The organism is Acinetobacter sp. XH1741, from assembly GCF_041021895.1.
Lineage (GTDB): Bacteria > Pseudomonadota > Gammaproteobacteria > Pseudomonadales > Moraxellaceae > Acinetobacter.
Map to the genome: position 1 here is coordinate 3,599,858 of NZ_CP157428.1, position 26,240 is coordinate 3,626,097.

Below are 26,240 nucleotides of genomic sequence, written 5' to 3' on the forward strand. Positions count from 1 at the left end.
TAGATTGAATGGCACAGTTTTTTATTCATCGCCCCATTTTTGCGTGGGTGATTGCATTAGTCATTATGTTGGCGGGTATTCTTACGCTAACAAAAATGCCTATTGCACAATATCCGACGATTGCACCACCGACAGTAACTATTTCTGCGACTTATCCTGGTGCATCGGCTGAAACAGTTGAAAACACCGTAACCCAGATCATTGAACAACAAATGAATGGTCTTGATGGCTTACGTTATATTTCATCTAACAGTGCTGGTAATGGTCAAGCATCTATTCAATTAAACTTTGAACAAGGTATTGACCCTGATATTGCACAGGTTCAAGTTCAAAACAAATTGCAATCTGCAACTGCACTTTTACCTGAAGATGTACAGCGTCAAGGTATAACAGTAACTAAATCTGGTGCGAGCTTCTTGCAAGTTATTGCATTTTATTCACCAGATAACAACCTGTCAGACTCAGACATTAAAGACTATGTAAACTCATCAATTAAAGAACCACTTAGCCGTGTTGCTGGTGTGGGTGAGGTAACGGTCTTTGGTGGTTCATACGCAATGCGTATCTGGCTTGATCCGGCTAAATTAACAAGTTATCAACTTACTCCTACTGATATTGCAACTGCTTTACAAGCACAAAACTCTCAAGTTGCAGTAGGTCAGTTAGGTGGTGCGCCAGCTGTAGAAGGCCAAGTTCTTAATGCGACAGTAAATGCGCAAAGCTTGTTACAAACACCGGAACAGTTTAAAAACATCTTCTTAAAGAACACTGCATCAGGTGCTGAGGTTCGATTAAAAGATGTTGCTCGCGTAGAACTTGGTTCTGATAACTATCAATTCGATTCGAAATTTAATGGTAAACCAGCAGCAGGTCTTGCAATTAAGATTGCAACAGGTGCCAACGCACTTGATACAGCAGCAGCCGTTGAACAACGTCTATCTGAATTACGTAAGAACTACCCTACGGGTCTTGCAGATAAACTGGCTTATGACACGACTCCATTTATCCGTCTTTCAATTGAGAGTGTTGTACACACATTAATTGAAGCCGTGATTTTGGTATTCATTGTTATGTTCCTATTCTTACAGAACTGGCGTGCAACGATTATTCCAACGCTTGCAGTTCCAGTTGTTGTATTAGGTACATTTGCGGTTATTAATATTTTTGGCTTCTCAATTAACACCTTAACCATGTTCGCTATGGTATTGGCAATCGGTCTTCTGGTCGATGACGCCATTGTTGTAGTCGAAAACGTTGAACGTGTGATGAGTGAAGACCATACCGATCCGGTAACGGCAACCTCTCGCTCAATGCAGCAGATTTCTGGTGCGTTAGTCGGTATTACCAGTGTATTGACAGCGGTATTCGTACCAATGGCTTTCTTTGGTGGTACAACAGGTGTAATTTACCGTCAATTCTCGATTACCCTTGTTACTGCAATGGTTCTATCGTTAATTGTGGCATTAACATTTACACCAGCACTTTGTGCAACCATTTTAAAACAGCATGATCCAAATAAAGAACCAAGCAATAATATCTTTGCACGTTTCTTTAGAAGCTTTAACAATGGTTTTGACCGCATGTCGCATAGCTACCAAAATGGTGTTAGTCGCATGCTTAAAGGCAAAATCTTCTCTGGCGTGCTTTATGCTGTAGTAGTTGCCCTTTTAGTATTCTTGTTCCAAAAGCTTCCGACTTCATTCTTACCAGAAGAAGATCAGGGCGTGGTAATGACGCTTGTACAATTACCGCCAAATGCAACGCTTGACCGTACAGGTAAAGTAGTTGATACCATGACACACTTCTTCTTGAATGAAAAAGATACAGTGGAATCGATTTTCACCGTTTCTGGCTTCTCATTCACAGGTGTGGGTCAAAATGCGGGTATTGGCTTCGTTAAGTTGAAAGACTGGAGCAAACGTACATCACCTGAAACTCAAATTGGTGCATTAATCAAGCGCGGTATGGCATTAAATATGATCATTAAAGATGCATCATATGTTATGCCTTTACAGCTTCCTGCAATGCCTGAATTAGGTGTAACTGCCGGTTTTAACTTGCAGCTTAAAGATTCAAGTGGTCAAGGCCATGCGAAACTGATTGCAGCTCGTAACACGATTTTAGGCTTGGCATCACAAGATAAACGTCTTGTTGGTGTACGTCCAAATGGTCAAGAAGATACACCTCAGTATCAAATTAATGTAGATCAGGCACAAGCTGGTGCTATGGGTGTAAGTATTGCCGACATCAACAATACAATGCGTATTGCTTGGGGTGGTTCATACATCAATGATTTCGTTGACCGTGGTCGTGTGAAAAAAGTTTATGTTCAAGGTGATGCGAATACCCGTATGATGCCTGAAGACTTAAACAAGTGGTATGTACGTAATAACAAAGGCGCAATGGTACCATTCTCGGCATTTGCTACAGGCGAATGGACTTATGGTTCACCACGTCTTGAACGTTATAACGGCGTATCATCGGTTAACATTCAAGGTACACCTGCACCTGGCGTGAGCTCTGGTGATGCCATGAAAGCCATGGAAGAAATTATTGGTAAGTTACCATCTATGGGCTTACAAGGTTTCGACTATGAATGGACAGGATTATCTCTTGAAGAACGCGAGTCTGGTGCTCAAGCTCCATTCTTATATGCGCTTTCATTGTTAATCGTATTCCTTTGCTTGGCTGCATTATATGAAAGCTGGTCTATCCCGTTCTCGGTTTTACTTGTGGTACCACTTGGTGTCATTGGTGCAATCGTATTGACTTACTTGGGTATGATTATTAAAGGAGACCCAAATCTCTCAAATAACATTTACTTCCAGGTAGCCATGATTGCGGTCATCGGTCTTTCTGCAAAAAATGCGATCTTAATTGTTGAGTTTGCAAAAGAATTGCAGGAAAAAGGTGAAGACCTCCTTGATGCAACCTTACATGCAGCAAAAATGCGTTTACGTCCAATTATCATGACGACCCTTGCCTTCGGTTTTGGTGTACTTCCACTTGCCCTTTCAACAGGTGCCGGTGCAGGAAGTCAGCACTCAGTCGGCTTTGGTGTACTTGGTGGCGTACTCAGCGCGACATTCTTAGGTATCTTCTTTATCCCTGTATTCTATGTGTGGATTCGTAGTATCTTTAAGTACAAACCAAAAACCATAAACACTCAGGAGCATAAATCGTGATGCAAAAAGTATGGTCTATTTCAGGTCGTAGCATTGCGGTATCTGCACTTGCGCTTGCTTTGTCAGCTTGTCAAAGCATGCGCGGCCCAGAACCAGTCGTGAAAACCGATATTCCACAGAGCTATGCATATAACAGCGCTTCTGGTACATCTATTGCTGAACAGGGCTATAAACAGTTCTTTGCTGACCCACGTTTGCTTGAAGTGATCGACTTGGCTCTTGCGAATAACCGTGATTTACGTAAAGCAACGCTCAATATTGAACGTGCTCAAGAGCAATATCAGATTACAAAGAACAACCAGCTTCCAACAATCGGAGCAAGTGGTAGCGCAGTTCGTCAGGTTACGCCAAGTCGTGATCCAAATAACCCCTACTCTACTTACCAAGTAGGTTTGGGTGTAACTGCTTATGAGCTTGATTTCTGGGGCCGTGTTCGTAGTCTAAAAGACGCTGCTTTAGATAGTTATCTGTCAACACAAAGTGCGCGTGATTCGACTCAAATCAGTCTAATTAGCCAAGTTGCTCAAGCATGGTTAAATTACTCGTTTGCAACAGCGAATTTAAGACTTGCAGAGCAAACACTTAAAGCACAACAAGACTCTTACAATCTCAACAAAAAACGTTTTGATGTAGGTATCGACAGCGAAGTTCCGTTACGTCAGGCACAGATTTCTGTAGAAACTGCGCGTAATGATGTAGCGAACTACAAAACTCAAATTGCTCAAGCACAAAACTTGTTGAACTTGCTTGTAGGTCAGCCTGTTGCACAAAACTTGTTGCCAACACAACCTGTAAAACGCGTTGCTCAACAAAATGTGTTTACTGCTGGTTTGCCTAGTGACTTGCTAAACAACCGTCCAGATGTAAAAGCAGCTGAATATAACTTAAGCGCTGCGGGTGCGAATATTGGTGCTGCAAAAGCACGTTTATTCCCAACCATTAGCTTAACGGGTTCAGCAGGTTATGCATCAACTGACTTAAGTGATCTATTTAAGTCTGGTGGTTTTGCATGGTCAATTGGCCCAAGTTTAGACTTACCAATCTTTGACTGGGGCACACGTCGTTCGAATGTAAAAATTTCTGAAACTGATCAGAAAATTGCATTGTCTGATTATGAAAAATCAGTTCAGTCTGCGTTCCGTGAAGTCAATGATGCGCTTGCAACTCGTGCCAATATTGGTGATCGTCTAACAGCGCAGCAACGTCTGGTAGAAGCAACAAACCGCAACTATACACTTTCAAATGCCCGCTTCCGTGCTGGTATTGATAGTTACTTGACTGTTCTAGATGCACAGCGTTCATCTTATACAGCTGAACAAGGTTTACTATTGCTTCAACAAGCAAACTTAAACAACCAAATCGAGTTGTACAAAACTCTAGGTGGTGGTTTAAAAGCTAATACTTCAGATACAGTGGTTCATCAACCATCAAGTGCTGAACTTAAAAAGCAATAAGTTTTAGTTAACTTGTTTATAAAAGCTCACTTCGGTGGGCTTTTTTATTGCAACTCAAGTAGATATTTTTTATCTTGAAACCTTAAGAAATTTAGATTGAGAAAAAACAATGTTATTGAGTAATTTAGAAAGCGTTCCAGGCCATCAAATTTTAAAGCAACTTGATGTTGTTTATGGAAGCACTGTTCGTAGCAAACACGTAGGCCGTGACCTCATGGCGAGTTTAAAAAATATTGTGGGTGGCGAGCTCACTGGCTATACCGAACTTTTAGAAGAATCCCGCCAAGAAGCCATGGATCGCATGATTGCTAAAGCCCAACAGCTTGGTGCAAATGCAATTGTGGGTATTTGTTTTTCAACTTCTAATATTGCCCAAGGCGCTTCCGAGTTATTTGTATATGGCACAGCAGTCATTGTGCAACCTCAAGCTCCACATCTACCAGACCCATTTAATGCATAGGTAGAAAATGGACAATCTTATTTTTCAGTTTGTTATTTTTCTCATTCTTTTTAGTATTGGTTGGGCTTTTGGCCGCCATATTGAACAAAAACATTTGAATGAACTTCTAGAAAAAGAACAACAGTTGGCACATATCAGAATTGATACCAATCGTTTTGCCACAAGTGATCAACTGGGCCAGTTTATTAGCAGTAATGTTGTGATTTCTCATGATTACTTTAAATATGTATTGGCATCTATTAAAAATATTTTAGGTGGAAGGCTGACCAGTTATGAAAGTATTGTTGAACGTGCTCGCCGTGAAGCGATTATTCGTTTAAAGCAGCAAGCACACAGTGTAGGTGCTAACCATATTATGGGAGTTCGGCTGAGTACAACCGAACTCGGTATGCAAGGCGGAATGGTCGAAGTTTTTGCTTATGGTACAGCAGTCAAAGACTAGCCCTGCCCCATAGCAGAAAAATGTATACGCGGGTTGCCAATATTTTTAGTCAAATGTTGGCAAATTCTGGTAATTTTCCATTTATCCTGTTGTTTTGCCAAAGTAAAATAATAACGACCAAACGAATGAAAATAATCATTTTCTGAAAAACGATAAATTTGATAATTACACTCTAGCCATGCTTGATCTTGTTCAATCCGAATAAGTGGATTGCTCAAATTGTGCTGTAGCCGTAAGTGTGACAGAGCTTGCTGCCGCGAACCTTTATATTCATGACAAGACACTACACATAAGGGTTCCCCTCTAAATTGGAAATAGTCTACCTCAAGTTGATCAGCCAACAACTCATCGAAAGCGTCCCAATTTTTTTGGTCAAAGACCAATTGAAAACGCGTTACGACGTCTAAGATACGATGGTAGTCTTGATCCATGGTGAACCTTCTATGTGGGTTTTTCCATCAATTTAGCACGGCGAAATCTCTTTTTTATTTCACTTTTGTTTTTCGTATCATTTTATAGAGTAGTTTCGGGGACATACGGGAAACCATAACGCCTAATTTCTCTTTCGTTCCGCCGACTACTATATATTCTTGCCCTTGCATTAATGCCTTAACTGACTGCTCTGCAAATACATCCGCTTCTAGTCCATTTTCAATTGCTTCGTCTTGATGCCCTTGAGGCTGCCCTGCACCATTTAACGCATTGAATGAAACATTAGTTTTTACAAAGCCTGGGAAAATAACAGAAACTTCAACACCCTGATCCGAAACTTCCGCACGTAAACTATTGGCCCACATATGAATAGCAGCTTTAGCAGCCGAATAACTTGCACGGTACTGTGTACCTAATAGCCCAGCTACACTCGAGACAAATACCACTCGACCAGACTTTTGTTTAAGCATGGTCGGTAGCACAGTTTTGGTTAATACCACTTGTGAGAAATAATCGACTTCCATAATGGCTCTTTCAGTTTCCATTGTGGTGTCTTCAATAAGCGCACGCTGACTTAAACCAGCGTTATTGATAAGCCAGTCAATTCGGCCTTTAGCTTTTAAAATTTGTTCATACGCTTCTTGAACTTGTTTTTGGTTAGTAATGTCTGCAACTACCGACAAATGCTGGTCTGGATGGAGTAAACCAACACGAACTTCTTCTAACTCTTCAAAGCGACGTGAAGTTAAAATGACTTGAGCACCTTGCAGAGCAAACTCACCAGCTAAAGCTTTCCCTAAACCGGAAGATGCTCCCGTAATCCATACCACTTTATTTTGCAAAGTATCAAGTTTGGCCATTTTGACTTCCTATTATCTTTTTAAATTATGCTGCTTGATGCATGAAGGCCAAAAAGTGGTTGATATAGTGAGTTGCGGTGGTTTGATCAACCTGCGTCCCCAATTTTTCCAAACGTTTATAGCCCAAATGCGTTGTCATATTAATCACCCCGTTTAGGGTTTTATCGACAACCAAATTAAATTTTAAACGTTTTTTAGGTTCACGTACTAGGCTTGTTACGCCTAAATCCACAATTTGAATTAAGGTTTGAAAAGCTTCTTCTACACTTTGCATGTTGCCCGCACGTATTTGCTCAGTCAATGTTTGGGCCTGTTGTACAAGTTGAGGTGTGATCGGGTAAGTAATATAAATGTCCTGCTCACGTTTTTTCATGAGTGATGTCAAATAATCAACTAAAGGCAAAAGACGTTCATTACCAAAAAAAGAGACCGACCAAGGCATATACTTTCGGAAAGTATCTAAAATTTGTTGAAGCACTTTCTCAGACTCGTGACGCTGTTTCTCGGTCATAGCCGAGTTGTCTTGTTCTGCCTGTAACAATACAGAGAACACTTGCTCAATAATTTCACAAGATAAATCAGAAAGAACCTCTCCAAGTACTTTAGCCTGACTTTCTCTTACCCCTGTATGTAATTTGTCTCGAATTGAAGCAAATTGCGTATAGGTCGAATCGGAAATTTTTAAAAAAACTTGATAACTCATGTGTCGCATTCCTTTTCAATTCTTTTGTAGTTTTTGTGGCGTGTCTCTACACGATTAAATTGTGATCTATGCTTCATAAATCTACCGTTTTTTGAAAAAAATACAAAACCGTTTATCTGTTTTCAGCACATTAATTTCGAGGCATTTTTTTGCTACAATAGATGCAATTTTTTATGCATATTCGATCTAAGCTACTATGACTGACGCTCAAACCGCTCAAAATATTGCCACCACGTACGATCCAACCGAGATCGAAAAGAAGTGGTACAAAACGTGGGAAGAACAAGGTTACTTCAAACCTTCTGGTCACGGTGAATCATTCTGTATCATGATTCCACCACCAAACGTCACTGGTAGTTTGCACATGGGCCATGGCTTTAACAATGCCATTATGGATGCCCTCACCCGTTATAACCGTATGATGGGTAAAAACACTTTGTGGCAACCGGGTACTGACCATGCTGGTATTGCAACTCAAATGGTTGTTGAGCGTCAACTTGGCTTACAAGGTGTAACTCGTCACGACTTAGGCCGTGAAAAGTTCATTGAAAAAGTTTGGGAATGGAAAGAACAATCAGGTGGCACGATTACTAAGCAAATTCGTCGCTTAGGTTCATCTGTAGACTGGTCACGTGAACGCTTCACAATGGATGAAGGTTTATCAAACGCCGTTAAAGAAGTATTCGTTCGTTTACACGAAGACGGTTTAATTTACCGTGGTAAGCGCCTTGTAAACTGGGACCCTAAACTTCAAACTGCTCTTTCTGACCTTGAAGTTGAAAGCAAAGAGGAAAAAGGCTCACTTTGGCACTTTAAATATTTCTTTGAAGATAAATCAGTTAAAACTCAAGATGGCAAAGACTATCTTGTAGTTGCAACGACTCGTCCTGAAACATTACTTGGTGATACTGCCGTTGCTGTTCACCCTGAAGATGAGCGTTATGCACACCTTGTTGGTAAAAATATTGTATTGCCAATTACTGGTCGTTTAGTTCCGATCGTTGCAGACGACTACGTTGAAAAAGACTTCGGTACTGGCTGTGTAAAAATCACACCTGCTCACGATTTCAATGACTATGATCTAGGCAAACGCAATAGCTTGCCAATCATTAATATCTTCAACAAAAATGCCGAAGTTTTAGGTGAGTTTGAATATATTGCAAAAGCTGGCGAACAGATTTCTAAAACCATTACAGCACCTGCGGACTATGCTGGTTTAGAGCGTTTTGAAGCACGTAAAAAATTAGTTGCTCAAGCTGAAGCTGAAGGCTGGTTGGATCAAATCCAACCGTATGACTTAAAAGCGCCACGTGGCGACCGTTCAGGCGTGATTATTGAGCCATTACTGACTGACCAATGGTATGTAAAAATTGCGCCGCTTGCTGAGCCTGCAATTGAAGCAGTTCAAGATGGCCGTATCAAGTTTGTTCCAGAGCAGTACAGCAACATGTACATGGCGTGGATGCGTGACATTCAAGACTGGTGTATTTCACGTCAGCTTTGGTGGGGTCACCGTATTCCAGCTTGGTACGATGCAAATGGCAACATCTATGTTGGCCGTAACGAAGAAGAAGTACGTGCGAAAAATAACATCGCTGCTGACGTTGAACTTAAACAAGATGAAGACGTTCTTGATACATGGTTCTCATCTGCACTTTGGACATTCTCAACCTTAGGTTGGACTGGCGACGCACAAAAAGATGCAGCAAATGATTTCTTAAAAACTTTCCACCCAACAGATGTGTTGGTGACTGGTTTTGACATCATTTTCTTCTGGGTTGCCCGCATGATCATGATGACCCTACACTTCATGAAAAATGAAGATGGTTCATCGCAAGTTCCATTTAAGACTGTTTACGTTCACGGCTTGGTACGTGATGGTGAAGGTCAAAAAATGTCGAAGTCTAAAGGTAACGTACTTGACCCATTAGACTTGATTGATGGTATTGATTTAGAAAGCTTAGTTGCAAAACGTACAACTGGCTTAATGAATCCGAAAGATGCTGCCAAGATTGAAAAATCAACGCGTAAAGAGTTCCCAGAAGGCATTAATGCTTATGGTACTGATGCAGTTCGTTTCACGTTCTGTGCGCTTGCAAACACTGGTCGTGACATCAAGTTCGACTTAAAACGTGTGGAAGGCTACCGTAACTTCTGTAACAAAATCTGGAACGCAACTCGCTTCGTTCTAATGAATGTTGAAGGTCAAACTGTTGGTCAACAAGCACGCCCAGACCTTTGGGAACTTCCAGAACAATGGATTATGAGCCGTCTGCAAAAAGCTGAAGCTGCTGTACATCAAGCATTTGCAACGTATCGTTTAGACCTTGCTGCTCAAGCGATTTACGACTTTATCTGGAATGAATACTGTGACTGGTACGTTGAGTTAACTAAACCAGTTTTAAACGATGCAGAAGTGTCTGAAGAGCGTAAAGCTGAAGTACGCCGTGTATTACTTGCAGTGATGGAAGCTTCTTTACGTTTGGCTCATCCACTTATGCCGTATTTGACAGAAGAAATCTGGCAGACTCTTGCACCAATGCTTGGTCAAGGTGGCCCAACGATTATGACTGCTCAATACCCTATTCCTGAGCAAGCAAAAATCAACGAACAAGCTGAAGCAGACATGCAATGGCTTCAAGGTTTGATTGGTGCGGTACGTAACATTCGCGGTGAGTTAGGCTTAGGTAATGCGCGCTTGTTGCCAGTATTACTTCAAAATACATCTGACGCTGAACGTGAACAGATCATTCGTATTGAAGCATTGTTCAAAGCATTGGCTAAAGTTGAAAGCATTGAGTTCTTAAATAAAGATCAAGAGCCACCTTTGTCTTGCTCTAGCGTTGTAAGCCATGCATCAGTATTTGTACCAATGAAAGGCTTAATTGACCCTAAAGCTGAGCTTGCTCGTTTGCAAAAAGACTTGGATAAAATCCAAAAGCAACACGACCAAATTGCGGGCAAACTTGCAAACGAAGGCTTTGTATCTAAAGCACCAGCAGCAGTTGTTGAAGGTGAAAAAGCGAAGCTTGCTGAGTTTGCTGCTCAGTTAGAGAAAGTTAACGCGAATATGGAACAAATTGCTGCGCTTTAAGCTTTTTTAGTTAAACGAACCTAGAATCTGTGCAAGCAGGTTCTGGGTTTTTCTATATTTAAAAATTACTTTTTTTGTAGAATCAGCATATGAAAATGCCATGCTTTTATACCACCACTCAACAAAGGCAAGTTTTCATCAATTTCTTTATGAAACAATAAATTAAACTCGAATAAAAACAAATCGGCTATATCTTGGTACGTAAATCCTATAAATTTTGCAGGTTCTCTAGCAACCCATTCATCTTGAGTCCCCAATAAATCAACTATAAGGATTCCGCCTTTAGGAAGTGCATTTATCATTCGTTTAATTACACTATAGAAATAGCTGGGTTCACAAAAGAACAGACTTAATGATGCAATTATTAAGCTTGCAGACGGAAAATTAAAGTTTTCAAAAGATTCATGATAGAAAATAAATTTAGAGTCATCTTTGAATCGCTCAGCACAGAACTTTTGTGCATCAATTGAAATATCAAAAGCATGAACATTAAATCCCTTTGAGAGTAGATAAGCAGATTCATTGCCAGCACCACAACCACAATCGATAGCAACTAAAGGTAAGTTAGGAAAATGACCTAAAGCCTTCTCTAAAATAGGTCTATGTTTAAGTTCTCTTGATAATTGAATAAATTTTTCATTCATGAATCCGATCTTTTAATTTTTATAATTTTCACACTATATTTTATAAAGAATATAACCACAACGATTTCTTATTCCAGAAGCTACCAACCAAATCATCAGTAACTTCACAGCTGCACATAAAATCTCACAGCTAAATGCCTGTTCGACAGATTTATCCAAGATAATTAAAGCACCCCGTGCCCCAATAACATCTCTACACCACTCACTTTTTTCATATGTTTTAAGCGTTCCTTTTCCCACTTTATCTGCTGCTTTAGCTCCGCACAGTCAACATCTATAGCTTTATACACATCACTAATATGCACATGCTCCGCTTTCACATTCTTGGCTAACTGAAAAGAATCCAAAATCTCATTAATTTGGCTTTCAAGCTGATGACTTTGTGTATCTAAAGCCATTTTATAAAACCTTAATTGCTCGGCAGATAGTTCTTTAGCGCCTAGCTCTTTATTCTGCTCAAGCTGTAACTGGAGTTTGAGTAAATAAAACAAATCCTGCTTTTCGTAGGCCTGACTTGCTTGTTGAAACAACTCAGTTTTTTCTTCTTTTTTAGTTTCATCTTGCTCACGGTCTGGGTGAATCATCGCGGCAATTTTTAAATAAACTGTTTTGAGTGACTGCTCTGCCATTTGCTCAGCTTGTTCACGTTTTTGTTGCTGTCTTTGCTGTTTGGCTTGTTCTCGCGCTTGTTGTTGCTCGGCAGCATATTGTTCAAAGTCTTCTTCTAACTCTGCACTTTGCTCAGCACTTTCATCATATTCAGGTTTGATTGGCTGAGCTTTTTTATTCTTTTTTACCGACTCCCCCGCATGTTGCTGATAAAAGGTATCGATCTGATTCACTAACCCCAACTGCGCAGCAGATAACATTTTTGAGCGCTTCAACATTTGTGCAAGCTGGGCAATTTTTTCATCGAGTTGTTGCATGTCTGCTTTGGAAAACTCATGGCTATGCAACATATTCCAGAGTTGATCCAACTGTTGAAATAGCACTTCATGCAAATCGCTATACACAGGCATCAGTTTTTGCCGTATGTGCTGTTGAATCTCAGCTTGTACATTTTGCCATGTGCTCAGGCTAGCTTTTTGCTGTTCTATTTTATCAATCAGGCGATTCAGTTTTTTCTGCTGTGCAGATGGTTCAGACCTTTGCTGCAAGCTCACTTTGAGATCAAAGGACATACTCATCCATTTGAAAAAGAAAAAAGTGTAGCAATAATCAGACGAGGAAGGTAGCAAAGCATTTATTAAGTCAGAATCAGCCTATTCATTTTTAGAAAATAGAATGCGACTTAACTAAAGTTTATACCTTAAGAAATCCACCAAATCACCATTGGCAAGGTCACGGCGGCACATAAAGTTTGAAAGCTAATTACGGCTGCCATGAGCTGACTATCGCCACCCAAAACTTTAGTTAAAATGTATGAAGCGGAAGCCGTCGGCAACGCAAAGAAAATGACTAAAATTTGTGTTTGCAAACTTGGTAAACCAAACCACATGCAGACCATATAAGCCAAAGCAGGCACTGCTAAAAGTCGAGCAAATGTGTCTGCTGCCAATACCACAATGTCTTTTTTAATTTGCAAAAACTGTAAAGCTGCGCCAACACATAACAAACCTAGTGGCAAACTCGACACCGAAAAAAGCTTAATAAACTGAGTAAAGCCTTCCCAAATCGGGATATGAAGTGCATTGACTGCGGCCCCGACTACACAAGATGCAATTAAAGGGTTTTTAAGAAGTGCAATCAAAACAGGTTTAATTGCCATGTGTTCTTTAGAGGTTAAAGCAAGCACCGAAATAACGTTTACCAGTGGAATGCAAAGCGCCAATAAAATTGCCAGAATTGCCATCCCTTCACTTTTAAAAAGCGAAGTCACTAAAGCCAAACCAATATAGGTATTAAAGCGAACCATACTTTGTACGTGCACACCAAAACGTGCAGGTGGTATGTGCCAAAACATTCGGAGTATGTATAAAAAGGCGGTTACTGCAAAGACCACAATCAACATTGCAATGATGGCTGTACTCAAACTTTGTAAGTCAATTTTTGCGGTCGAGAGCGTACTAAAAAGCAAAGCGGGAAACAAAATATAGTAATTGAGCTTCTCTGCCCCAGCCCAAAACTCATCGCTAAAAAAACGATATTTTTTAAATAAGTATCCCGATGCAATTAATGCAACTAAAGGAAAAAGAGATAAAACAATGCTATTCATTTCTTTACTCGAGTTTTGTTGTGGCTTACTGCTTTTGGCAATAACCTTGGCTTACTCATATATTAAAGATAATGAAAACTCATGATAAAATGAGTTTTTACTCATAATAAGTACAACATGACATTTACCCAGCTTGAAATTTTCGCACTCATTGCTGAACTAAAAAGCTTTACTGCTACAGCAGAAAAGCTGGGAATTTCACAGTCGGCAGTTTCTCATGCGCTTAAATCATTAGAACAACAATGGGGCATTAACCTAATTTCAAGAACTCAAAGTGATATTGAACTCACCACAACAGGTCAGCAGTTATTGACCCATGTAAAAGAACTATTGAGTATTTCCGATACCTTAGAAAAAGAAGTGGCTGCCATCCACGGTTTAAATGAAGGAACATTACGTATTGGTTCTTTTGGGGCATCATCATCTATTTATCTATTGCCTGAAATTTTAGAAAGTTTTCGGCAGCGCTACCCTAAAATCGAAATTTATATTGATGAAGGTGAAGATAAAGAAGTTGCTCAATGGTTATTGGAACGGCGCATTGAAGTTGGTTTTTTGATTATGCCCGATGAGCGATTCGATACGTTTCCTTTAATTGAAGACCGTTTTGTTGCCCTAATTCCGAGTGGTTACCCACTCGCAGAGCAGCTCTATATTGATCCAGCACAGCTAGAAAACTGCCCTTTTATTATGACAATGGCTGGCAGTCGACATCAGGTCGAATTAATTTTAAAAAACTTTAATGTGAAACCAGACATCAAATTTTATGTTTCACAAATTTTGAGTATTGTGAGTATGGTTCACAACCAGTTAGGAGTTTCGATTGTATCCGATATGGTGATTACCAAAGAATTACTCTCATTATATCCAAACGTGATGAAACGCCCTTTTAAACCGAACCTTAAACGCTCAATCGGTCTTGCAGTAAAAAACAAGAAACACATCAGTCCAGCCGTAAAAGCATTTATAGATGTTGCCCAAGAGGTTTGGTCTAATCAATAATCTAGTCAGAATTTAATTCTTTTTAATTTTAATAACGAACCCTTTTAGGTCACTTTATGAACAAATTGAATGACTTTTATCATAAAAAAGTGCCATAACAGCCTATTTAAAGTAAATAAACGCACCATTTATCGCCAAAAACTACTTTTATAATCCAAATTGGTGCGCTTATTGCATATTCATTTTTATGCAATTGAGTTTGTTTCGACAAACTTAAGTTTTTAGATTCCTTAAATCTATTTTGGTGCAATTTACAGACCCAGATTTGTTCCAAAATGGAATTTAGCACTTTTTTCGAGCATGCTATGCAAAATGTAGATCTATTTTTCTTATTACTTGGTGCAGTTTTGGTTCTTGCCATGCACGCAGGTTTTGCATTCTTGGAACTTGGTACAGTTCGCCATAAAAATCAGGTGAACGCGCTTAGTAAAATTCTGACTGACTTCGCCCTCTCTGCTATCGCCTATTTCTTTGTTGGCTACTACATCTCTTATGGCCAACATTTCTTCCATGATGGTACAGCTCTAGCAAATGATCATGGCTACAACCTCATGCGTTGTTTCTTTTTATTGACTTTTGCTGCAGCAATTCCTGCGATTATTTCAGGAGGTATTGCTGAACGCGCCAAAATGCGTTCACAAGCGATTGCAACACTTGCTTTAGTTGGTCTGGTTTATCCATTTTTCGAAGGCATGGTCTGGAATGGAAACTACGGTCTACAAAAGTGGTTAGAAACGACCTTTGGCGCAGCCTTTCATGACTTTGCGGGTTCAGTAGTCGTCCACGCTATGGGCGGTTGGATCGCATTGGCGGCGGTTATTTTATTGGGTGCTCGCTCTGGTCGTTATAAAAAAGATGGACGTGTAAGTGCTCACCCTCCTTCTTCTATTCCATTTTTGGCGCTCGGTTCATGGATTTTAATCGTGGGCTGGTTTGGCTTTAATGTGATGAGTGCTCAACGCCTTGATGCTATTTCTGGTCTGGTTGCGATTAACTCTCTTATGGCAATGGTAGGTGGAACCATTACGGCAAATGCAATTGGAAAAAATGACCCTGGTTTCTTACACAACGGTCCACTTGCTGGCTTGGTCGCAATCTGTGCGGGGTCTGACATTGTTCACCCTGTTAGTGCACTTATTATTGGTGGTGCAGCCGGTGCAATGTTTGTGTACTTATTTACCTACACTCAGAACAAACTCAAAGTAGATGATGTACTTGGTGTGTGGCCTTTACATGGTGTATGCGGTGCATTCGGTGGTATTGCCGTAGGTCTGTTTGGTCAAAAGTGGCTTGGTGGGTTAGGAGGTGTTTCATTCATCTCTCAACTCATTGGTACAGCACTCGCCATTACTATTGCGCTTGCAGGTGGGTTTATTGTTTATGGCATCCTTAAAGCAACCATTGGTATCCGCTTATCTCAAGAAGATGAGTTTAGAGGTGCAGATTTATCCATTCATAAAATCTCTGCCAACTCTGAAGAAGGGATGTTTTAATTTAAAGATTATGAAGCAGGATTTAAATATCCTGCTTCATATTGCCATCTATAAATAATTTTTTTAAATAAAAACATTTATCATTGATTAAAAAGCATGCTTTTAAGCCAACATTTAATTGATTTAGGATATTGAAAAATATATTAATTTTAATATTACTTTAAGATTTATAAGTGAAATCCTGTTTAGTTTAAGAACAATTTAAGTTTTATTTTATGTAATGCCCTCAATTCACGCTTAAATTGATGTTACAACACAATGAATCAACAAAAACATTTCTTTCAGCTTCAACTTATTTTTCTTGCTGTTAGTTTTTTTATACTTTTATTTGTATTTCCAGTTGGTGGAAAAATTGATATGTATCTCATCCAGCCTTGGATTGATTCAACAGGTCAATTTTTTAATCGAGAAGATTGGTATCTTGAAAAGCTCAACCATCAAATCGTAAAACATATTATTACCGCTGTTTATGTGATGTTTTTGGTTCTCTGGCTTGCATCATTTAAAGTAGAAAAGTTAAAAATCTATCGCTGGCAATACGGTTACATGTTTTTTGTCAGTATGATTGGTAGCGGTATAGTCGGTTTATTAAAATCACAATCTGCTCATGCCTGCCCTTGGAATATGGTTCATCCTAATAGTTTAGGTGGTTATATTTGGGACTTTACAGCTAAACATGGTCATTGTTTTCCAGGCGGTCATGCTAGCGCTGGTTTTATCTTAATGACAGGTTATTTCGTTTATCGTCTTGAACAACCTAAGCGTGCTTACTTTTATTTATTTTCCGGCATTTTATTAGGATTTATGATGGGTTGGGCACAAATGATGCGAGGAGCGCATTTCCTAAGTCATAACTTATGGACGGGTTGGGTCGTTTGGGCAGTCAATATTGTATTTTATGCAATTTGCATTCATCGTTTTGAATTTGAAAAGCAATTAAAACAAGAGCTTAATTAATCAAGCTCTTGTTTCATGTAAATGCAAAACTTTAGGTAACTTCACTAAAACTGATAAACCACCAAGTTCTAAACTCTTATCTAGAGTTAAAGTTCCACCCAATCTTTGAGTTGCACGATCAACAATTGATAAACCTAGACCACTTCCCACTTCAAGATGATGGTGCACTCGATAAAAGCGTTTAAGCACCTTATCGTAATTTTCAGGGTCGATGCCTGCACCACTATCTTCAATTTGAATACAGGCAAAGTTATCTGCATCGGTAGAAACCGAGATATTAATAACACCCTGATGTGGTGTGTATTTAATTGCATTATCAATTAAATTAAAAATGATCGAATGTACTGTAGGCTCAATACTATGCATTTCGACTGGATCATTTTTAACGAAGCCCAAATCAATTTCTTTTTGCATCGCTAAATTGACCAATTGCTCTACACAATTTAAAGCCACATCATTAAGCTTAAAATATCCTGTAGGTTCAACCATACTTAAAGTCACATCTTGCTTCGCTAAAGCTAAAAGCTGCGTAACTAAATGCTGAATACGTGCTAAACCTTTACTTAAGTTTTGCAATGACTCATGTCCCGGAAATTGGCTGAGCAAAATCTTCGTTTGTAGATTCAAGGCAGTAACAGGTGTCCGCAGCTCATGAGCAGCATCCGCAATAAATTGCTTCTGCTCATTTTGTGCTTTAGAAATACGGTCAAACAGACGATTCATTTCATCAATGGTCGGCAAAAGCTCCTGAGGATAGTCATGCACCTCAATTGGGGTTAACTCCTCAGAATCTCGTTCCATTAACTCATTTTTAAAATCATCTATTGGTTTTAAACCACGACTAATAATGGCGGCCAAAGCAAATATCGCAAAAGGTAAAATGATTAAATAAGGAATGAACATACTGCCCGCAAGCTCCCATGCGAAAGCTTCACGAACCCGTTCTTGTTGACTCACCTGAATTTGGTAGTCTTTCAACGGCAAAACATAGGTACGGACTACACCTTCGGCAGTTTTATGTGAATAAAAACCTGCTTGTTCGACCGGAGGAACCAATAAGTGAAGATGATGGGATAAATTAGCTTGGTCTTTATAAGCCCAGATATCTAAAAATAAATCTTCTTCATGATAAGTTCGATGTAGATCAAACTTACTACTTACTGTTTTTAAAGGATACTCAGCTGTTCTTTCTGCTAAATACTGCATTTGAGTATCTAAAATTTCATCGACTTCTTGAAGTGCAACCTTATAGGCACTAAAAATTAAAATACAACCTAAGATGACACTGAAAATTGAGGTGCCCCAAATCAGTCGTTTTTTTAATGAATAATGCACGTTCATGAAGTCCCGAAATCTTAAATTATGATTGCCCTAAACGGTAACCCAGCCCTCGGATGGTTCGAATAAAGTCTTTACCCAACTTAGCTCTTAAATGATGGACATATACTTCAATCGTGTTGCTGGTTACATCACTATCAAAATCATATAACTTATCTTCCAAATTAGCCTTTGAGAAAATTTTATTTGGGTGACTCATCAGCGGAATCAAGATTGCCCACTCACGATTTGATAAATCAATACGTTGTCCTTTGAATGTTGCAATATGCTGTTCAACATTTAAAACTAGATCACCACTTTCTAAGAGTTGATCTTGGCTAGCAAGCTGAGCTTCTACTCCACTACGGCGCAATAACGCGTGAATGCGAGCAAGTAACTCATCGAACTCATAAGGTTTAATTAAGTAGTCATCTGCACCCAAGTTCAAACCATCGACACGGTTTTGTAACTGGTCACGTGCAGAGATAATTAAAACTGGCGTTGCTGCTCGTTGACGGATCTGCTTTAAAACTTGCATACCGTCCATCATTGGCAATCCCAAATCTAAAAGAATGAGATCGAACTTATTCTTAGCCAATTGAGCCAAACCATCTAAACCGTTATTGACCCATTCCACCTCAAATTGATGATATTGCAGCAACGTAGTCGTTGACTCTGCAATCATAAAATCATCTTCAATCATCAAGATTTTTGTCATGTTCTAGGCTCGCTTTAGTTTACATGGGCACAAGAGTGCAACATGTCCAGTTGAGGATTAATGACCTGAGTTTTTACATCCAGCAAACTTAACAAACTTGGGAATAAATTATCCTGACTTAACTTTTGTTTGGTTTGTTGGTTTAAACAATTTACTTGAGCAAGATTTTGTTGTTTCCAGCTTTCAGAGAACCACATAATCATTGGAATATGTGTTTGTTGGCTCGGTGCGATTGAGTAAGGAGAACCATGCAAATACATGCCATGCTCACCTGTCGACTCACCATGATCAGATAAATACCAGAAACCAGTTTGATAATTCGATACTTCTTTTAAAGTATTAATCATCTGGCTTAATACATGGTCTGTATAGACGATTGTATTATCATAACTATTTACTAATTCGGCTGGTGAACAACCCTGTATCGCATTAGTATCACAAGTTGGTTTAAATGGTTGATATCCTTCAGGTGCGCGTTTGTAATATGCTGGTCCATGGCTACCCATCTGATGCAATACTACTAAACGTGGACGTTTATCATCTTTCGGAATAGAAGCCAAATATTGCTTTAAGCTATCAATAAGAATGTCATCAAGACATTCGCCATCTTTACACCACTTTTGCTTTAGGTTTTCTGGAATTTGATATTGTTCAACGCGATCACACGCACCTTTACAACCTGAGTTATTATCAATCCAAGTCACCTGATAGCCTGCGCGTTTTGCAATATCCAATAATCCTTCACGATGACTTGCTAATTGCTCATCATAGTCAGAACGTGGCATACCCGAGAACATACACGGCACAGAAACTGCTGTTGCAGTACCACATGAACTCACTTGCGAGAAGTTTAAAATATCTTGTTTAGAAAGCTCTGGATTAGTATTTTTTGCATAACCATTAAGTGAGAAGCTTTCAGCACGTGCAGTTTCACCCACTACAAGCACCATCAGTTTAGGTAAACTGTTTTGATTTTGTTGAACTTGTTGAGCATCTTCACCATATTTCACAAGTGGAAGATTTTTCTTAGGCGCTTTTTTACGATAATAAGACATAACCGAAGAAATAGTATTCTGCGGAGAGATCATCCCTTTCAAATCACGATGTTCTCTAAATATTGCTGCAAAATCAACATAATAAGTAAACAGCAAACCGCCTACAACTGCAAACGCAAGGGCGATTGAAAGTACCTTTTTAAGTAAAAGCGGAAGTATTTTTTCTTGTTTGAATTTTACCTGAGTAATTAAAAAAATAGGTAAAACGACAAAGAAAATAGTCCAGAATAAAAACCGCAAAGAGAGTAAATCTGTAGCTTCCGAGACATCAGTTTGTACGATATTTTGAATTTGGTCAGGTGAAACAATGACACCTAGAGTATTTACAAAGTACGAGCTAAAACCGCCAATAAATACCAACACAATGGCAAAAATTTTGGCTGTCCACTTCCAGTTTAAAATTTGTAAAGCTGCATAATAGGTAGCAACAACAATCACTACAGTGGCAGCTAAGAATAGGCTTGCTTTAATACCTAAATATGGTGTCAACAGGTGAACTTTCTTATAAAAACCAATATTTAGAATTGCGCCTAACCAAACGGCTATAATGAAGTTGAACATAAACAGGGAAATCTGCTTATTTCTTAATTTAGAAAAAAAACTCAGCATCTCTGGTTACTACGACCTTTTTTTATGATGCTCTAATGTAAAAATTGAAACTTAAAAATGACTTAAATAATAGAATGATCAGTACAAACCATTTCGAAAAGCCTTACATTATGTAATTAAATTAAAAAATAAAAGCCGAGGTCAACTTGAACCTCGACTTCATTCGGACCTAAATCTTTAAGAAATTAGAAACTGTATTTAGCCATTAAACCAATACGGTTATCTTTGTAAGAGTCACCAGCAAACGTTTCACGCTTACCATTGATATATTCAAGACCTAAATCAATTGGTTTAACAGGCGTATAGATAAAGTTGATCCATGCTTGTTGAACTTTCTCGTTACCAGCTGTATATGCTTTTGCATAATCAGTGCCATCATCAGCAAACTGTGCGCCGTACGCTAAAGTTGAACGTAAGTTAGGTAAAATTTTATAAGTACCACCTACTTGTACAGCAACAAATTTATTTTGCTCAATATCTTTATTAGCATCTAAAGTATAAGCAGCGTTACTACCATACAAATAGCTACTATCACCTACTACATATGAAACATCAGCAAAAAGTTTTAAAGGATCAGACACTTTAAAGTCTGTACCTGCTGCAATACCCCAACCCGTTTTATTATCATCAGCAATTGATGATTTATAATTTTCTACTAAAGCACGAGCTGATGCAGAACCTCTACCGTCTGCATAACCTTGGGTAATTTTAGCAGTTAATGCAGGTAAGCTATACTTAATACTATCGCCTGTTGCTGCAGTAGTGCTATCACCTTTTTCAGCAGAAACAAACAATTGTGTCGTTGGTCCTAACTTGTAGCCATAACGTACTTGAGGTACACGTTTAGTACCACCACCAATGTTTGTCGAGAAGTCGATCATTTCTGGCGCATGGTTTGACAAGAAGTTAGATGTTGTTTGACCAAATAACCAATTGTTATACGTTACATAAGCATGACGGATACGTAATGAGCCATTTGAATCTGATGTTGAACCAGCAAAATCGACTTCGAGTTTACCACCCACTTTAGCATCGCCAACAGGCGCATTAAAATCTAAACCAAGGCGTGTAGTTTTCGCTGTAGCACGTAATTTATCTTTTGTAGTAGGTGTACTGCCACCGACTTTATTTACAACGTTAAAGTCGTCATCAGCACCTTCGATAATGTAGTTAGCATCACCACGAACAAAACCATAAAGGTTCACATCAGCGCCAGCTTTAGATTTAAATCCTGCTAAAGGAGAAGCTGGAGCTGCAACAGGTTGAGGCTGTGCTTTAACTTCAGCTAATTGTACTTGCTGTTGTTGCTGTACTTGTTGCTGTTGCTGTTGTACTTGGCGTTGTTCTTTAACCAATGCTTTTAATGCTTCAACTTCTTGGCGAAGTTTTTGAATTTCCTCTTTTTCAGAAGATGCTGCATTTGCCCCACTCATCATTAAAGCTGTTACTGTAATAGCTAAACTTTTAACAACAAACGATTTACGATTAAGGAATAGATCCATCAAAAACTCCTAAAAATATATTTTATGTTGCTTATCCGTGCCAAGTTGATTCGTGTGACCATTAAGCACTAAAGAATCAACCATCCTCCAAATTTGATTGCATTAATTTTATTACCGCAATCAAGACCAATTGTAACGCTGGGTAAGATTAAAAAATTCCAGACCAGAAGAATAAAAACATACTTTTGGTTACAGAACCTTTACCTTAACTTCATGTTGTAACGAATCCTACACAACTCTCTTATCTTATAGAATGATTAAATCATTATTTCATTATTCTTTTTTAGACTTTAGGCTAATATCTCATCTGATTGAACATTTTTTTGCCGGTCTTAGTTGATTCACATGATTTTTCTTGTTAACCCAGTCCATTTTCTCCTTTGAGCTCGCATTCGCACCCCCAACAAGATGGCATAATTAATATGCCATTTAAATAGCTAAAAATATACATTTTCAAAATAATCTCTAAAACTGATAAAGCAATATTTCAATACGGCTTAACTATATTTAAGTCTCTTTATTTCATCTACTTAATGTCATTTTTTATACAGTTCTATTTGCCTTCCAGATGTACATCGGAATTAAAAATAGTATTCCAATAATGACAATAGCTATCAAATAATGGAAATAACCCAGTAAATCTCCAATGACGCCACTAAAGCTATAGAGACCACCGCTGACTGTCGCCATGATTGAGACCTGAAAAGTAAAATCCGTGCCTGCGTATTTTTTTCGGCTGTAATGCATGACCAAGGTCAACATCACAACCAAGAGCATGGCTACAAAAGCATCTTCCAAAGCATTTACAGCATAGATAAGCCACACATTTATATTTAGCTTTTGTTCATAGGCATAAGCCAAATAGATATAGGCACCTAAACTCATAATTTTTAATATTGAAAAACTAATGAGTGAGATAGCTCTATCAACATGTTTCAGCATCCAACCCGCAATTAAAGCTCCTAATAAAGCAGCCAAAGCTCCCAGCATCGTAATATAAACACCAATTTGGGTAAAACTTAGTCCCATATCAACCATTAAAGGTTTAAGTAAGGGCCCAGCTAGGCCATCTGCCACTTTAAAAGTGATAAGCACAATTAGCCAAGAGCGAAGTTCTTTATTTTGGGAAAAGTAATTCAAATATGCCTTAATTTTTGTGACTAAGTTTGATTGATTACCTTGATGAGTTACATGAGAAGTATGGGCAGGTTCCTTAAATAGTAAAATTGGTAGCGTATTGATAAAGACTAAAGCCGCTAATAATAAGAAGGTAGGTTGCCATGATAGCCAATCTAAACACCACAATACCGCTCCCCCACCCACAATAAATCCAAGACGAGAACCTACGACTTGAAATGTATTTCCCCAATGCTGTTGGTCATGTTGCAGTAGATTGACAGCTAAAGCGTCGGTAGCAATATCTTGCGTTGCACCTGTTAAGTTCATAAACAGCAGTACTATAAAAAAAATGAATAGATAAACAGGCTGATCTAAACTATGAATAGGAAAAAATGATAAGGCACAAAGTACAAAGACAGTTAAAAGTTGAGTGGGAATAATCCAACTTCGATAATGACCTAAATGTGATATTGCATGTCGGTCTACCCACGGCGCCCAAAATATTTTAACTGACCACGGCAACATTAATAACCCAAAACCACCGATATGAGCCAAGGATACACCTTGAGCTCTCAATATTACGGGTAAAGCATGAGTCATAAATCCAACGGGCAAGCCTTGCGCCCAATATAAGGAAAATAGCAGAACATAGAGATTTTGCTGCCGAAACATATATACCTACTTTTTATTTGTTTAATGAGGAATAACATCAAATGTCAGGTTGTTCTTACATTTTGCCAATGAACCATATATTTCAAAAGTTTAAGATAAACTAAAGGATCATCTAAAACTTAAAAATATGGAACAACATTTCCCTAATCTGCCCCCAAAGGTTCCTCAACGTGGGAATGCTTTAAGCCGGGTATTATTTAAGAAACTTTTTTTGGCACAAGGCTGGACAATAGAAGGCGAAGTTCCTAATTTTCCAAAAGCAGTGGCCATTATTTCCCCTCATACCTCTAATATTGATGGCTGGTATGGCTTTCTCGCAATTTTTGGACTGGGTATTCAGATTACGGTACTAGGTAAAGATAGCCTTTTTAAACCACCTTTTAAACGATTTCTAGATTGGGCAGGTGTTATTCCCGTAAAACGTGACTCTGCCAATGGCCTGACTGAACAAGTGGTTGCCACTATTCGGCACTATGACAAAATCTGGATTGGCATGGCACCAGAAGGTACACGAAAAAAAGCCAAAAAAATGAAAAGTGGTTTTTACCATATTGCTGCAAAAGCCGATATTCCGATTGTGATGTTCTCTTTTGATTATGACCGCAAAACCATTCATTGCTTAGGCCATTTAATTCCTAGCGGAAATTATGATGAAGATCTCGCCAAGATTTTTAAGCGTTATGAAGGAAAAATTTCACCGAAAAACCCGAATTGGCTGGCAGAGCCTTTACAAAATCTTGTAAAAAAACCTAGCAAAAATTGAGCGAATCTGGTCTCATGAGCCATCTTAATTTATCTTGCCATAGATTGTTTTTTAAAGATGAAGATTGCTCAATTTGCCACTATCGGATTTATCTCTCTAGCCCTATTTGGCTGTGATAAATTCAGCAAAACACCAACACCGACTACCTCAATTAAACCACGCGAACCAGTTATCGCACTTGCTCTAGGAGGCGGTGGAGCAAAAGGATTTTCACATATTGGTGTAATTAAAGTCTTAGAGTCGCATGGTATTAAACCTAAAATTGTAACGGGTACAAGCGCCGGCAGTTTTGTAGGAAGTATCTATGCGAGTGGACAAACACCTTATCAACTCCAAAGTCTAGCGCTGAAGTTACAAGAATCGGATATTCGTGATTTAACACTTAACCGTCAAGGCATTATTCTTGGACAAAAGCTTCAGGACTACGTGAATCGCAACGTGGGCAACAAGCCAATTGAGAAGTTCCCAATTCGTTTTGCAGCGGTAGCAACACGTCTTGATAATGGCCAAAAAGCAGACTTTATTAAAGGTAATGCAGGTCAAGCGGTGCGTGCTTCTTGTAGTATTCCAAACGTATTTGTACCAGCCACTATTGGCAATCAAAAATATGTGGATGGTGGCTTGGTAAGTCCAATTCCAGTAAAAACAGCCCGTGATATGGGTGCCGATATTGTCATTGCTGTTGATATTTCAGCACGCCCGGCAGGAAATCGCCCAGCGAATATGTGGGGTTTACTTGACCAGACCATTAATATTATGGGCCAACAAACTATTAATGAAGAACTAAAGCAAGCTAATGTGGTGATTCAACCTAAAGTTGGGCACTTAGGTACGCTCGATTTAAAATCAAGCAATGAAGCTATTTTAGAAGGTGAAAAAGCTGCTCAGGCACAAATACGCCAAGTTGAAACTGCAATTGCAAACTTTAAAAAATCTCCAGCAGCATTTAAGCCAGCACCACGCCCTAAATTTTAATTGAATTGGTTTTTTTCTATCCACACTTCCCATCATCTGCTACAGTGGTAAAAGTGATATGAGATCACTTTTACCCTTCATAAAGATATATAAAAGAGCAGATCTATGGAGTTTGTTGTAGAACCTTGGCACTGGTTTGTATTGGGTATCTTACTTATTCTTTCTGAGCTGATTCTCCCAGCCTTTGCCGCTCTCTGGTTTGGTATTGCAGCCATTATGGTCTGTTTTCTCTATTGGCTATTTCCAGATATTAGTCTTACAACTCAAATTGTGTTGTGGATTGTTTTATCGGTGCTATGCACCATTCTTTGGTTTAAATTTATTAAACCTTTATCAATTGATAGAACTAAAGCAGGTTTACCGCGAGAAGCCACCATTGGACAAATTGGTATGGTGATTCAAACGGGACTTGACCATGAACAAATTATTGTTCGTTTCCCTATGCCTATTTTAGGCGCCGATGAATGGAACTGTCGAAGCATTACCCCTGTTAAAGTTGGTGATCGAGTTCGAGTTATTGATATTTCAGGTAATGACTTAATTGTTCAGTCTCACGGTACTTCATAAAC

Annotated in this window: 22 protein-coding genes; 11 read left to right on the forward strand and 11 right to left on the reverse strand. The window is 38.9% G+C overall.

Features of this window, described 5'->3' with window-relative positions:
* The first annotated feature begins 8 nt into the window (after nucleotides 1–8).
* The 4 genes from adeJ to ABLB96_RS17295 all read left to right on the forward strand — a co-directional run bounded on the left by adeJ (nucleotide 9) and on the right by ABLB96_RS17295 (nucleotide 5,541).
* A complete protein-coding gene (adeJ, locus tag ABLB96_RS17280; protein ID WP_348897879.1) occupies nucleotides 9–3,185 on the forward strand; it encodes a multidrug efflux RND transporter permease subunit AdeJ in 3,177 nt (1,058 codons plus the stop codon).
* Nucleotides 3,185–4,639, forward strand: coding sequence for a multidrug efflux RND transporter outer membrane channel subunit AdeK (gene adeK, locus ABLB96_RS17285; protein ID WP_348897910.1), 1,455 nt, complete (start codon nucleotides 3,185–3,187; stop codon nucleotides 4,637–4,639). The genes adeJ and adeK overlap by 1 nt, the downstream gene beginning before the upstream one ends.
* Nucleotides 4,640–4,748: 109 nt before the next feature.
* Nucleotides 4,749–5,099 carry a YbjQ family protein gene (locus ABLB96_RS17290; protein WP_348897880.1) on the forward strand — a complete coding sequence of 117 codons (351 nt, stop codon included), beginning with the start codon at nucleotides 4,749–4,751 and terminating at the stop codon, nucleotides 5,097–5,099.
* Between the two features lie 7 nt (nucleotides 5,100–5,106).
* Nucleotides 5,107–5,541 carry a YbjQ family protein gene (locus tag ABLB96_RS17295; protein ID WP_348897881.1) on the forward strand — a complete coding sequence of 145 codons (435 nt, stop codon included), beginning with the start codon at nucleotides 5,107–5,109 and terminating at the stop codon, nucleotides 5,539–5,541.
* Here ABLB96_RS17295 and ABLB96_RS17300 read toward each other — a convergent pair.
* Genes ABLB96_RS17300 through ABLB96_RS17310 form a run of 3 tightly spaced genes read right to left on the reverse strand, consistent with a single transcriptional unit; the run spans nucleotide 5,538 to nucleotide 7,536 of the window.
* Entirely contained in the window at nucleotides 5,538–5,972 is a 435-nt protein-coding gene (locus ABLB96_RS17300; RefSeq protein ID WP_348897882.1) for a nuclear transport factor 2 family protein, read from the reverse strand. The genes ABLB96_RS17295 and ABLB96_RS17300 overlap by 4 nt on opposite strands.
* Before the next feature lie 54 nt (nucleotides 5,973–6,026).
* The gene (locus ABLB96_RS17305; RefSeq protein WP_348897883.1) at nucleotides 6,027–6,833 is read right to left on the reverse strand and encodes an SDR family NAD(P)-dependent oxidoreductase; all 807 of its coding nucleotides are present in this window, start codon (nucleotides 6,831–6,833) and stop codon (nucleotides 6,027–6,029) included.
* Nucleotides 6,834–6,858: 25 nt separating this feature from the next.
* Entirely contained in the window at nucleotides 6,859–7,536 is a 678-nt protein-coding gene (locus tag ABLB96_RS17310) for a hypothetical protein (RefSeq protein ID WP_348897884.1), read from the reverse strand.
* A 196-nt stretch (nucleotides 7,537–7,732) separates the two neighbouring features.
* Between ABLB96_RS17310 and ABLB96_RS17315 the strand changes: the two genes are divergently transcribed.
* Complete coding sequence (locus ABLB96_RS17315; RefSeq protein ID WP_348897885.1) at nucleotides 7,733–10,630, forward strand: valine--tRNA ligase; 2,898 nt, start codon at nucleotides 7,733–7,735, stop codon at nucleotides 10,628–10,630.
* Between the two features lie 65 nt (nucleotides 10,631–10,695).
* On the opposite strand, the gene ABLB96_RS17320 is transcribed toward ABLB96_RS17315, so the two are convergent.
* From ABLB96_RS17320 to ABLB96_RS17330, 3 genes are all read right to left on the reverse strand, one after another.
* Complete coding sequence (locus ABLB96_RS17320; RefSeq protein ID WP_348897886.1) at nucleotides 10,696–11,274, reverse strand: class I SAM-dependent methyltransferase; 579 nt, start codon at nucleotides 11,272–11,274, stop codon at nucleotides 10,696–10,698.
* A gap of 164 nt (nucleotides 11,275–11,438) precedes the next feature.
* Complete coding sequence (locus ABLB96_RS17325; RefSeq protein ID WP_348897887.1) at nucleotides 11,439–12,455, reverse strand: molecular chaperone DnaJ; 1,017 nt, start codon at nucleotides 12,453–12,455, stop codon at nucleotides 11,439–11,441.
* Nucleotides 12,456–12,583: 128 nt separating this feature from the next.
* Nucleotides 12,584–13,489, reverse strand: coding sequence for an AEC family transporter (locus ABLB96_RS17330; RefSeq protein WP_348897888.1), 906 nt, complete (start codon nucleotides 13,487–13,489; stop codon nucleotides 12,584–12,586).
* 117 nt (nucleotides 13,490–13,606) lie between these two features.
* Between ABLB96_RS17330 and ABLB96_RS17335 the strand changes: the two genes are divergently transcribed.
* The 3 genes from ABLB96_RS17335 (at nucleotide 13,607) to ABLB96_RS17345 (ending at nucleotide 16,941) form a co-directional block, all read left to right on the forward strand.
* A complete protein-coding gene (locus tag ABLB96_RS17335; RefSeq protein WP_348897889.1) occupies nucleotides 13,607–14,491 on the forward strand; it encodes a LysR family transcriptional regulator in 885 nt (294 codons plus the stop codon).
* Nucleotides 14,492–14,796: 305 nt separating this feature from the next.
* Entirely contained in the window at nucleotides 14,797–15,984 is a 1,188-nt protein-coding gene (locus tag ABLB96_RS17340) for an ammonium transporter (RefSeq protein ID WP_348897890.1), read from the forward strand.
* 258 nt (nucleotides 15,985–16,242) lie between these two features.
* A complete protein-coding gene (locus ABLB96_RS17345; protein WP_348897891.1) occupies nucleotides 16,243–16,941 on the forward strand; it encodes a phosphatase PAP2 family protein in 699 nt (232 codons plus the stop codon).
* Here the strand turns inward: ABLB96_RS17345 and ABLB96_RS17350 are convergent, their stop codons facing one another.
* From ABLB96_RS17350 to ABLB96_RS17370, 5 genes are all read right to left on the reverse strand, one after another.
* Nucleotides 16,942–18,276 (reverse strand): ATP-binding protein, encoded by a 1,335-nt coding sequence (locus tag ABLB96_RS17350; protein WP_348897911.1) that lies wholly within the window; start codon nucleotides 18,274–18,276, stop codon nucleotides 16,942–16,944. It abuts the gene before it with no gap.
* Between the two features lie 25 nt (nucleotides 18,277–18,301).
* Entirely contained in the window at nucleotides 18,302–18,976 is a 675-nt protein-coding gene (locus ABLB96_RS17355) for a DNA-binding response regulator PmrA (RefSeq protein ID WP_002051287.1), read from the reverse strand.
* 14 nt (nucleotides 18,977–18,990) lie between these two features.
* On the reverse strand, nucleotides 18,991–20,640 hold the full coding sequence (locus tag ABLB96_RS17360; RefSeq protein ID WP_348897892.1) for a phosphoethanolamine--lipid A transferase: 1,650 nt from the start codon (nucleotides 20,638–20,640) through the stop codon (nucleotides 18,991–18,993).
* A gap of 185 nt (nucleotides 20,641–20,825) precedes the next feature.
* Nucleotides 20,826–22,142 (reverse strand): DcaP family trimeric outer membrane transporter, encoded by a 1,317-nt coding sequence (locus ABLB96_RS17365; protein WP_348897893.1) that lies wholly within the window; start codon nucleotides 22,140–22,142, stop codon nucleotides 20,826–20,828.
* A gap of 543 nt (nucleotides 22,143–22,685) precedes the next feature.
* Nucleotides 22,686–23,933, reverse strand: a complete 1,248-nt coding sequence (locus tag ABLB96_RS17370; protein WP_348897894.1) for an MFS transporter — start codon at nucleotides 23,931–23,933, stop codon at nucleotides 22,686–22,688.
* 127 nt (nucleotides 23,934–24,060) lie between these two features.
* Between ABLB96_RS17370 and ABLB96_RS17375 the strand changes: the two genes are divergently transcribed.
* The 3 genes from ABLB96_RS17375 (at nucleotide 24,061) to ABLB96_RS17385 (ending at nucleotide 26,238) form a co-directional block, all read left to right on the forward strand.
* Nucleotides 24,061–24,696 (forward strand): lysophospholipid acyltransferase family protein, encoded by a 636-nt coding sequence (locus tag ABLB96_RS17375; RefSeq protein WP_348897895.1) that lies wholly within the window; start codon nucleotides 24,061–24,063, stop codon nucleotides 24,694–24,696.
* A gap of 57 nt (nucleotides 24,697–24,753) precedes the next feature.
* Nucleotides 24,754–25,671, forward strand: a complete 918-nt coding sequence (locus ABLB96_RS17380; RefSeq protein WP_348897896.1) for a patatin-like phospholipase family protein — start codon at nucleotides 24,754–24,756, stop codon at nucleotides 25,669–25,671.
* A 105-nt stretch (nucleotides 25,672–25,776) separates the two neighbouring features.
* A complete protein-coding gene (locus tag ABLB96_RS17385) occupies nucleotides 25,777–26,238 on the forward strand; it encodes an NfeD family protein (RefSeq protein WP_348897897.1) in 462 nt (153 codons plus the stop codon).
* The last annotated feature ends 2 nt before the right edge of the window (nucleotides 26,239–26,240 follow it).

Coding starts and splice junctions, on each gene's coding strand:
- adeJ (WP_348897879.1), top strand. CDS start 9: ATGGCACAGTTTTTTATTCATCGCCCCATTTTTGCGTGGGTGATTGCA.
- adeK (WP_348897910.1), top strand. CDS start 3,185: ATGCAAAAAGTATGGTCTATTTCAGGTCGTAGCATTGCGGTATCTGCA.
- ABLB96_RS17290 (WP_348897880.1), top strand. CDS start 4,749: ATGTTATTGAGTAATTTAGAAAGCGTTCCAGGCCATCAAATTTTAAAG.
- ABLB96_RS17295 (WP_348897881.1), top strand. CDS start 5,107: ATGGACAATCTTATTTTTCAGTTTGTTATTTTTCTCATTCTTTTTAGT.
- ABLB96_RS17300 (WP_348897882.1), bottom strand. CDS start 5,972: ATGGATCAAGACTACCATCGTATCTTAGACGTCGTAACGCGTTTTCAA.
- ABLB96_RS17305 (WP_348897883.1), bottom strand. CDS start 6,833: ATGGCCAAACTTGATACTTTGCAAAATAAAGTGGTATGGATTACGGGA.
- ABLB96_RS17310 (WP_348897884.1), bottom strand. CDS start 7,536: ATGAGTTATCAAGTTTTTTTAAAAATTTCCGATTCGACCTATACGCAA.
- ABLB96_RS17315 (WP_348897885.1), top strand. CDS start 7,733: ATGACTGACGCTCAAACCGCTCAAAATATTGCCACCACGTACGATCCA.
- ABLB96_RS17320 (WP_348897886.1), bottom strand. CDS start 11,274: ATGAATGAAAAATTTATTCAATTATCAAGAGAACTTAAACATAGACCT.
- ABLB96_RS17325 (WP_348897887.1), bottom strand. CDS start 12,455: ATGTCCTTTGATCTCAAAGTGAGCTTGCAGCAAAGGTCTGAACCATCT.
- ABLB96_RS17330 (WP_348897888.1), bottom strand. CDS start 13,489: ATGAATAGCATTGTTTTATCTCTTTTTCCTTTAGTTGCATTAATTGCA.
- ABLB96_RS17335 (WP_348897889.1), top strand. CDS start 13,607: ATGACATTTACCCAGCTTGAAATTTTCGCACTCATTGCTGAACTAAAA.
- ABLB96_RS17340 (WP_348897890.1), top strand. CDS start 14,797: ATGCAAAATGTAGATCTATTTTTCTTATTACTTGGTGCAGTTTTGGTT.
- ABLB96_RS17345 (WP_348897891.1), top strand. CDS start 16,243: ATGAATCAACAAAAACATTTCTTTCAGCTTCAACTTATTTTTCTTGCT.
- ABLB96_RS17355 (WP_002051287.1), bottom strand. CDS start 18,976: ATGACAAAAATCTTGATGATTGAAGATGATTTTATGATTGCAGAGTCA.
- ABLB96_RS17360 (WP_348897892.1), bottom strand. CDS start 20,640: ATGCTGAGTTTTTTTTCTAAATTAAGAAATAAGCAGATTTCCCTGTTT.
- ABLB96_RS17365 (WP_348897893.1), bottom strand. CDS start 22,142: ATGGATCTATTCCTTAATCGTAAATCGTTTGTTGTTAAAAGTTTAGCT.
- ABLB96_RS17370 (WP_348897894.1), bottom strand. CDS start 23,933: ATGTTTCGGCAGCAAAATCTCTATGTTCTGCTATTTTCCTTATATTGG.
- ABLB96_RS17375 (WP_348897895.1), top strand. CDS start 24,061: ATGGAACAACATTTCCCTAATCTGCCCCCAAAGGTTCCTCAACGTGGG.
- ABLB96_RS17380 (WP_348897896.1), top strand. CDS start 24,754: ATGAAGATTGCTCAATTTGCCACTATCGGATTTATCTCTCTAGCCCTA.
- ABLB96_RS17385 (WP_348897897.1), top strand. CDS start 25,777: ATGGAGTTTGTTGTAGAACCTTGGCACTGGTTTGTATTGGGTATCTTA.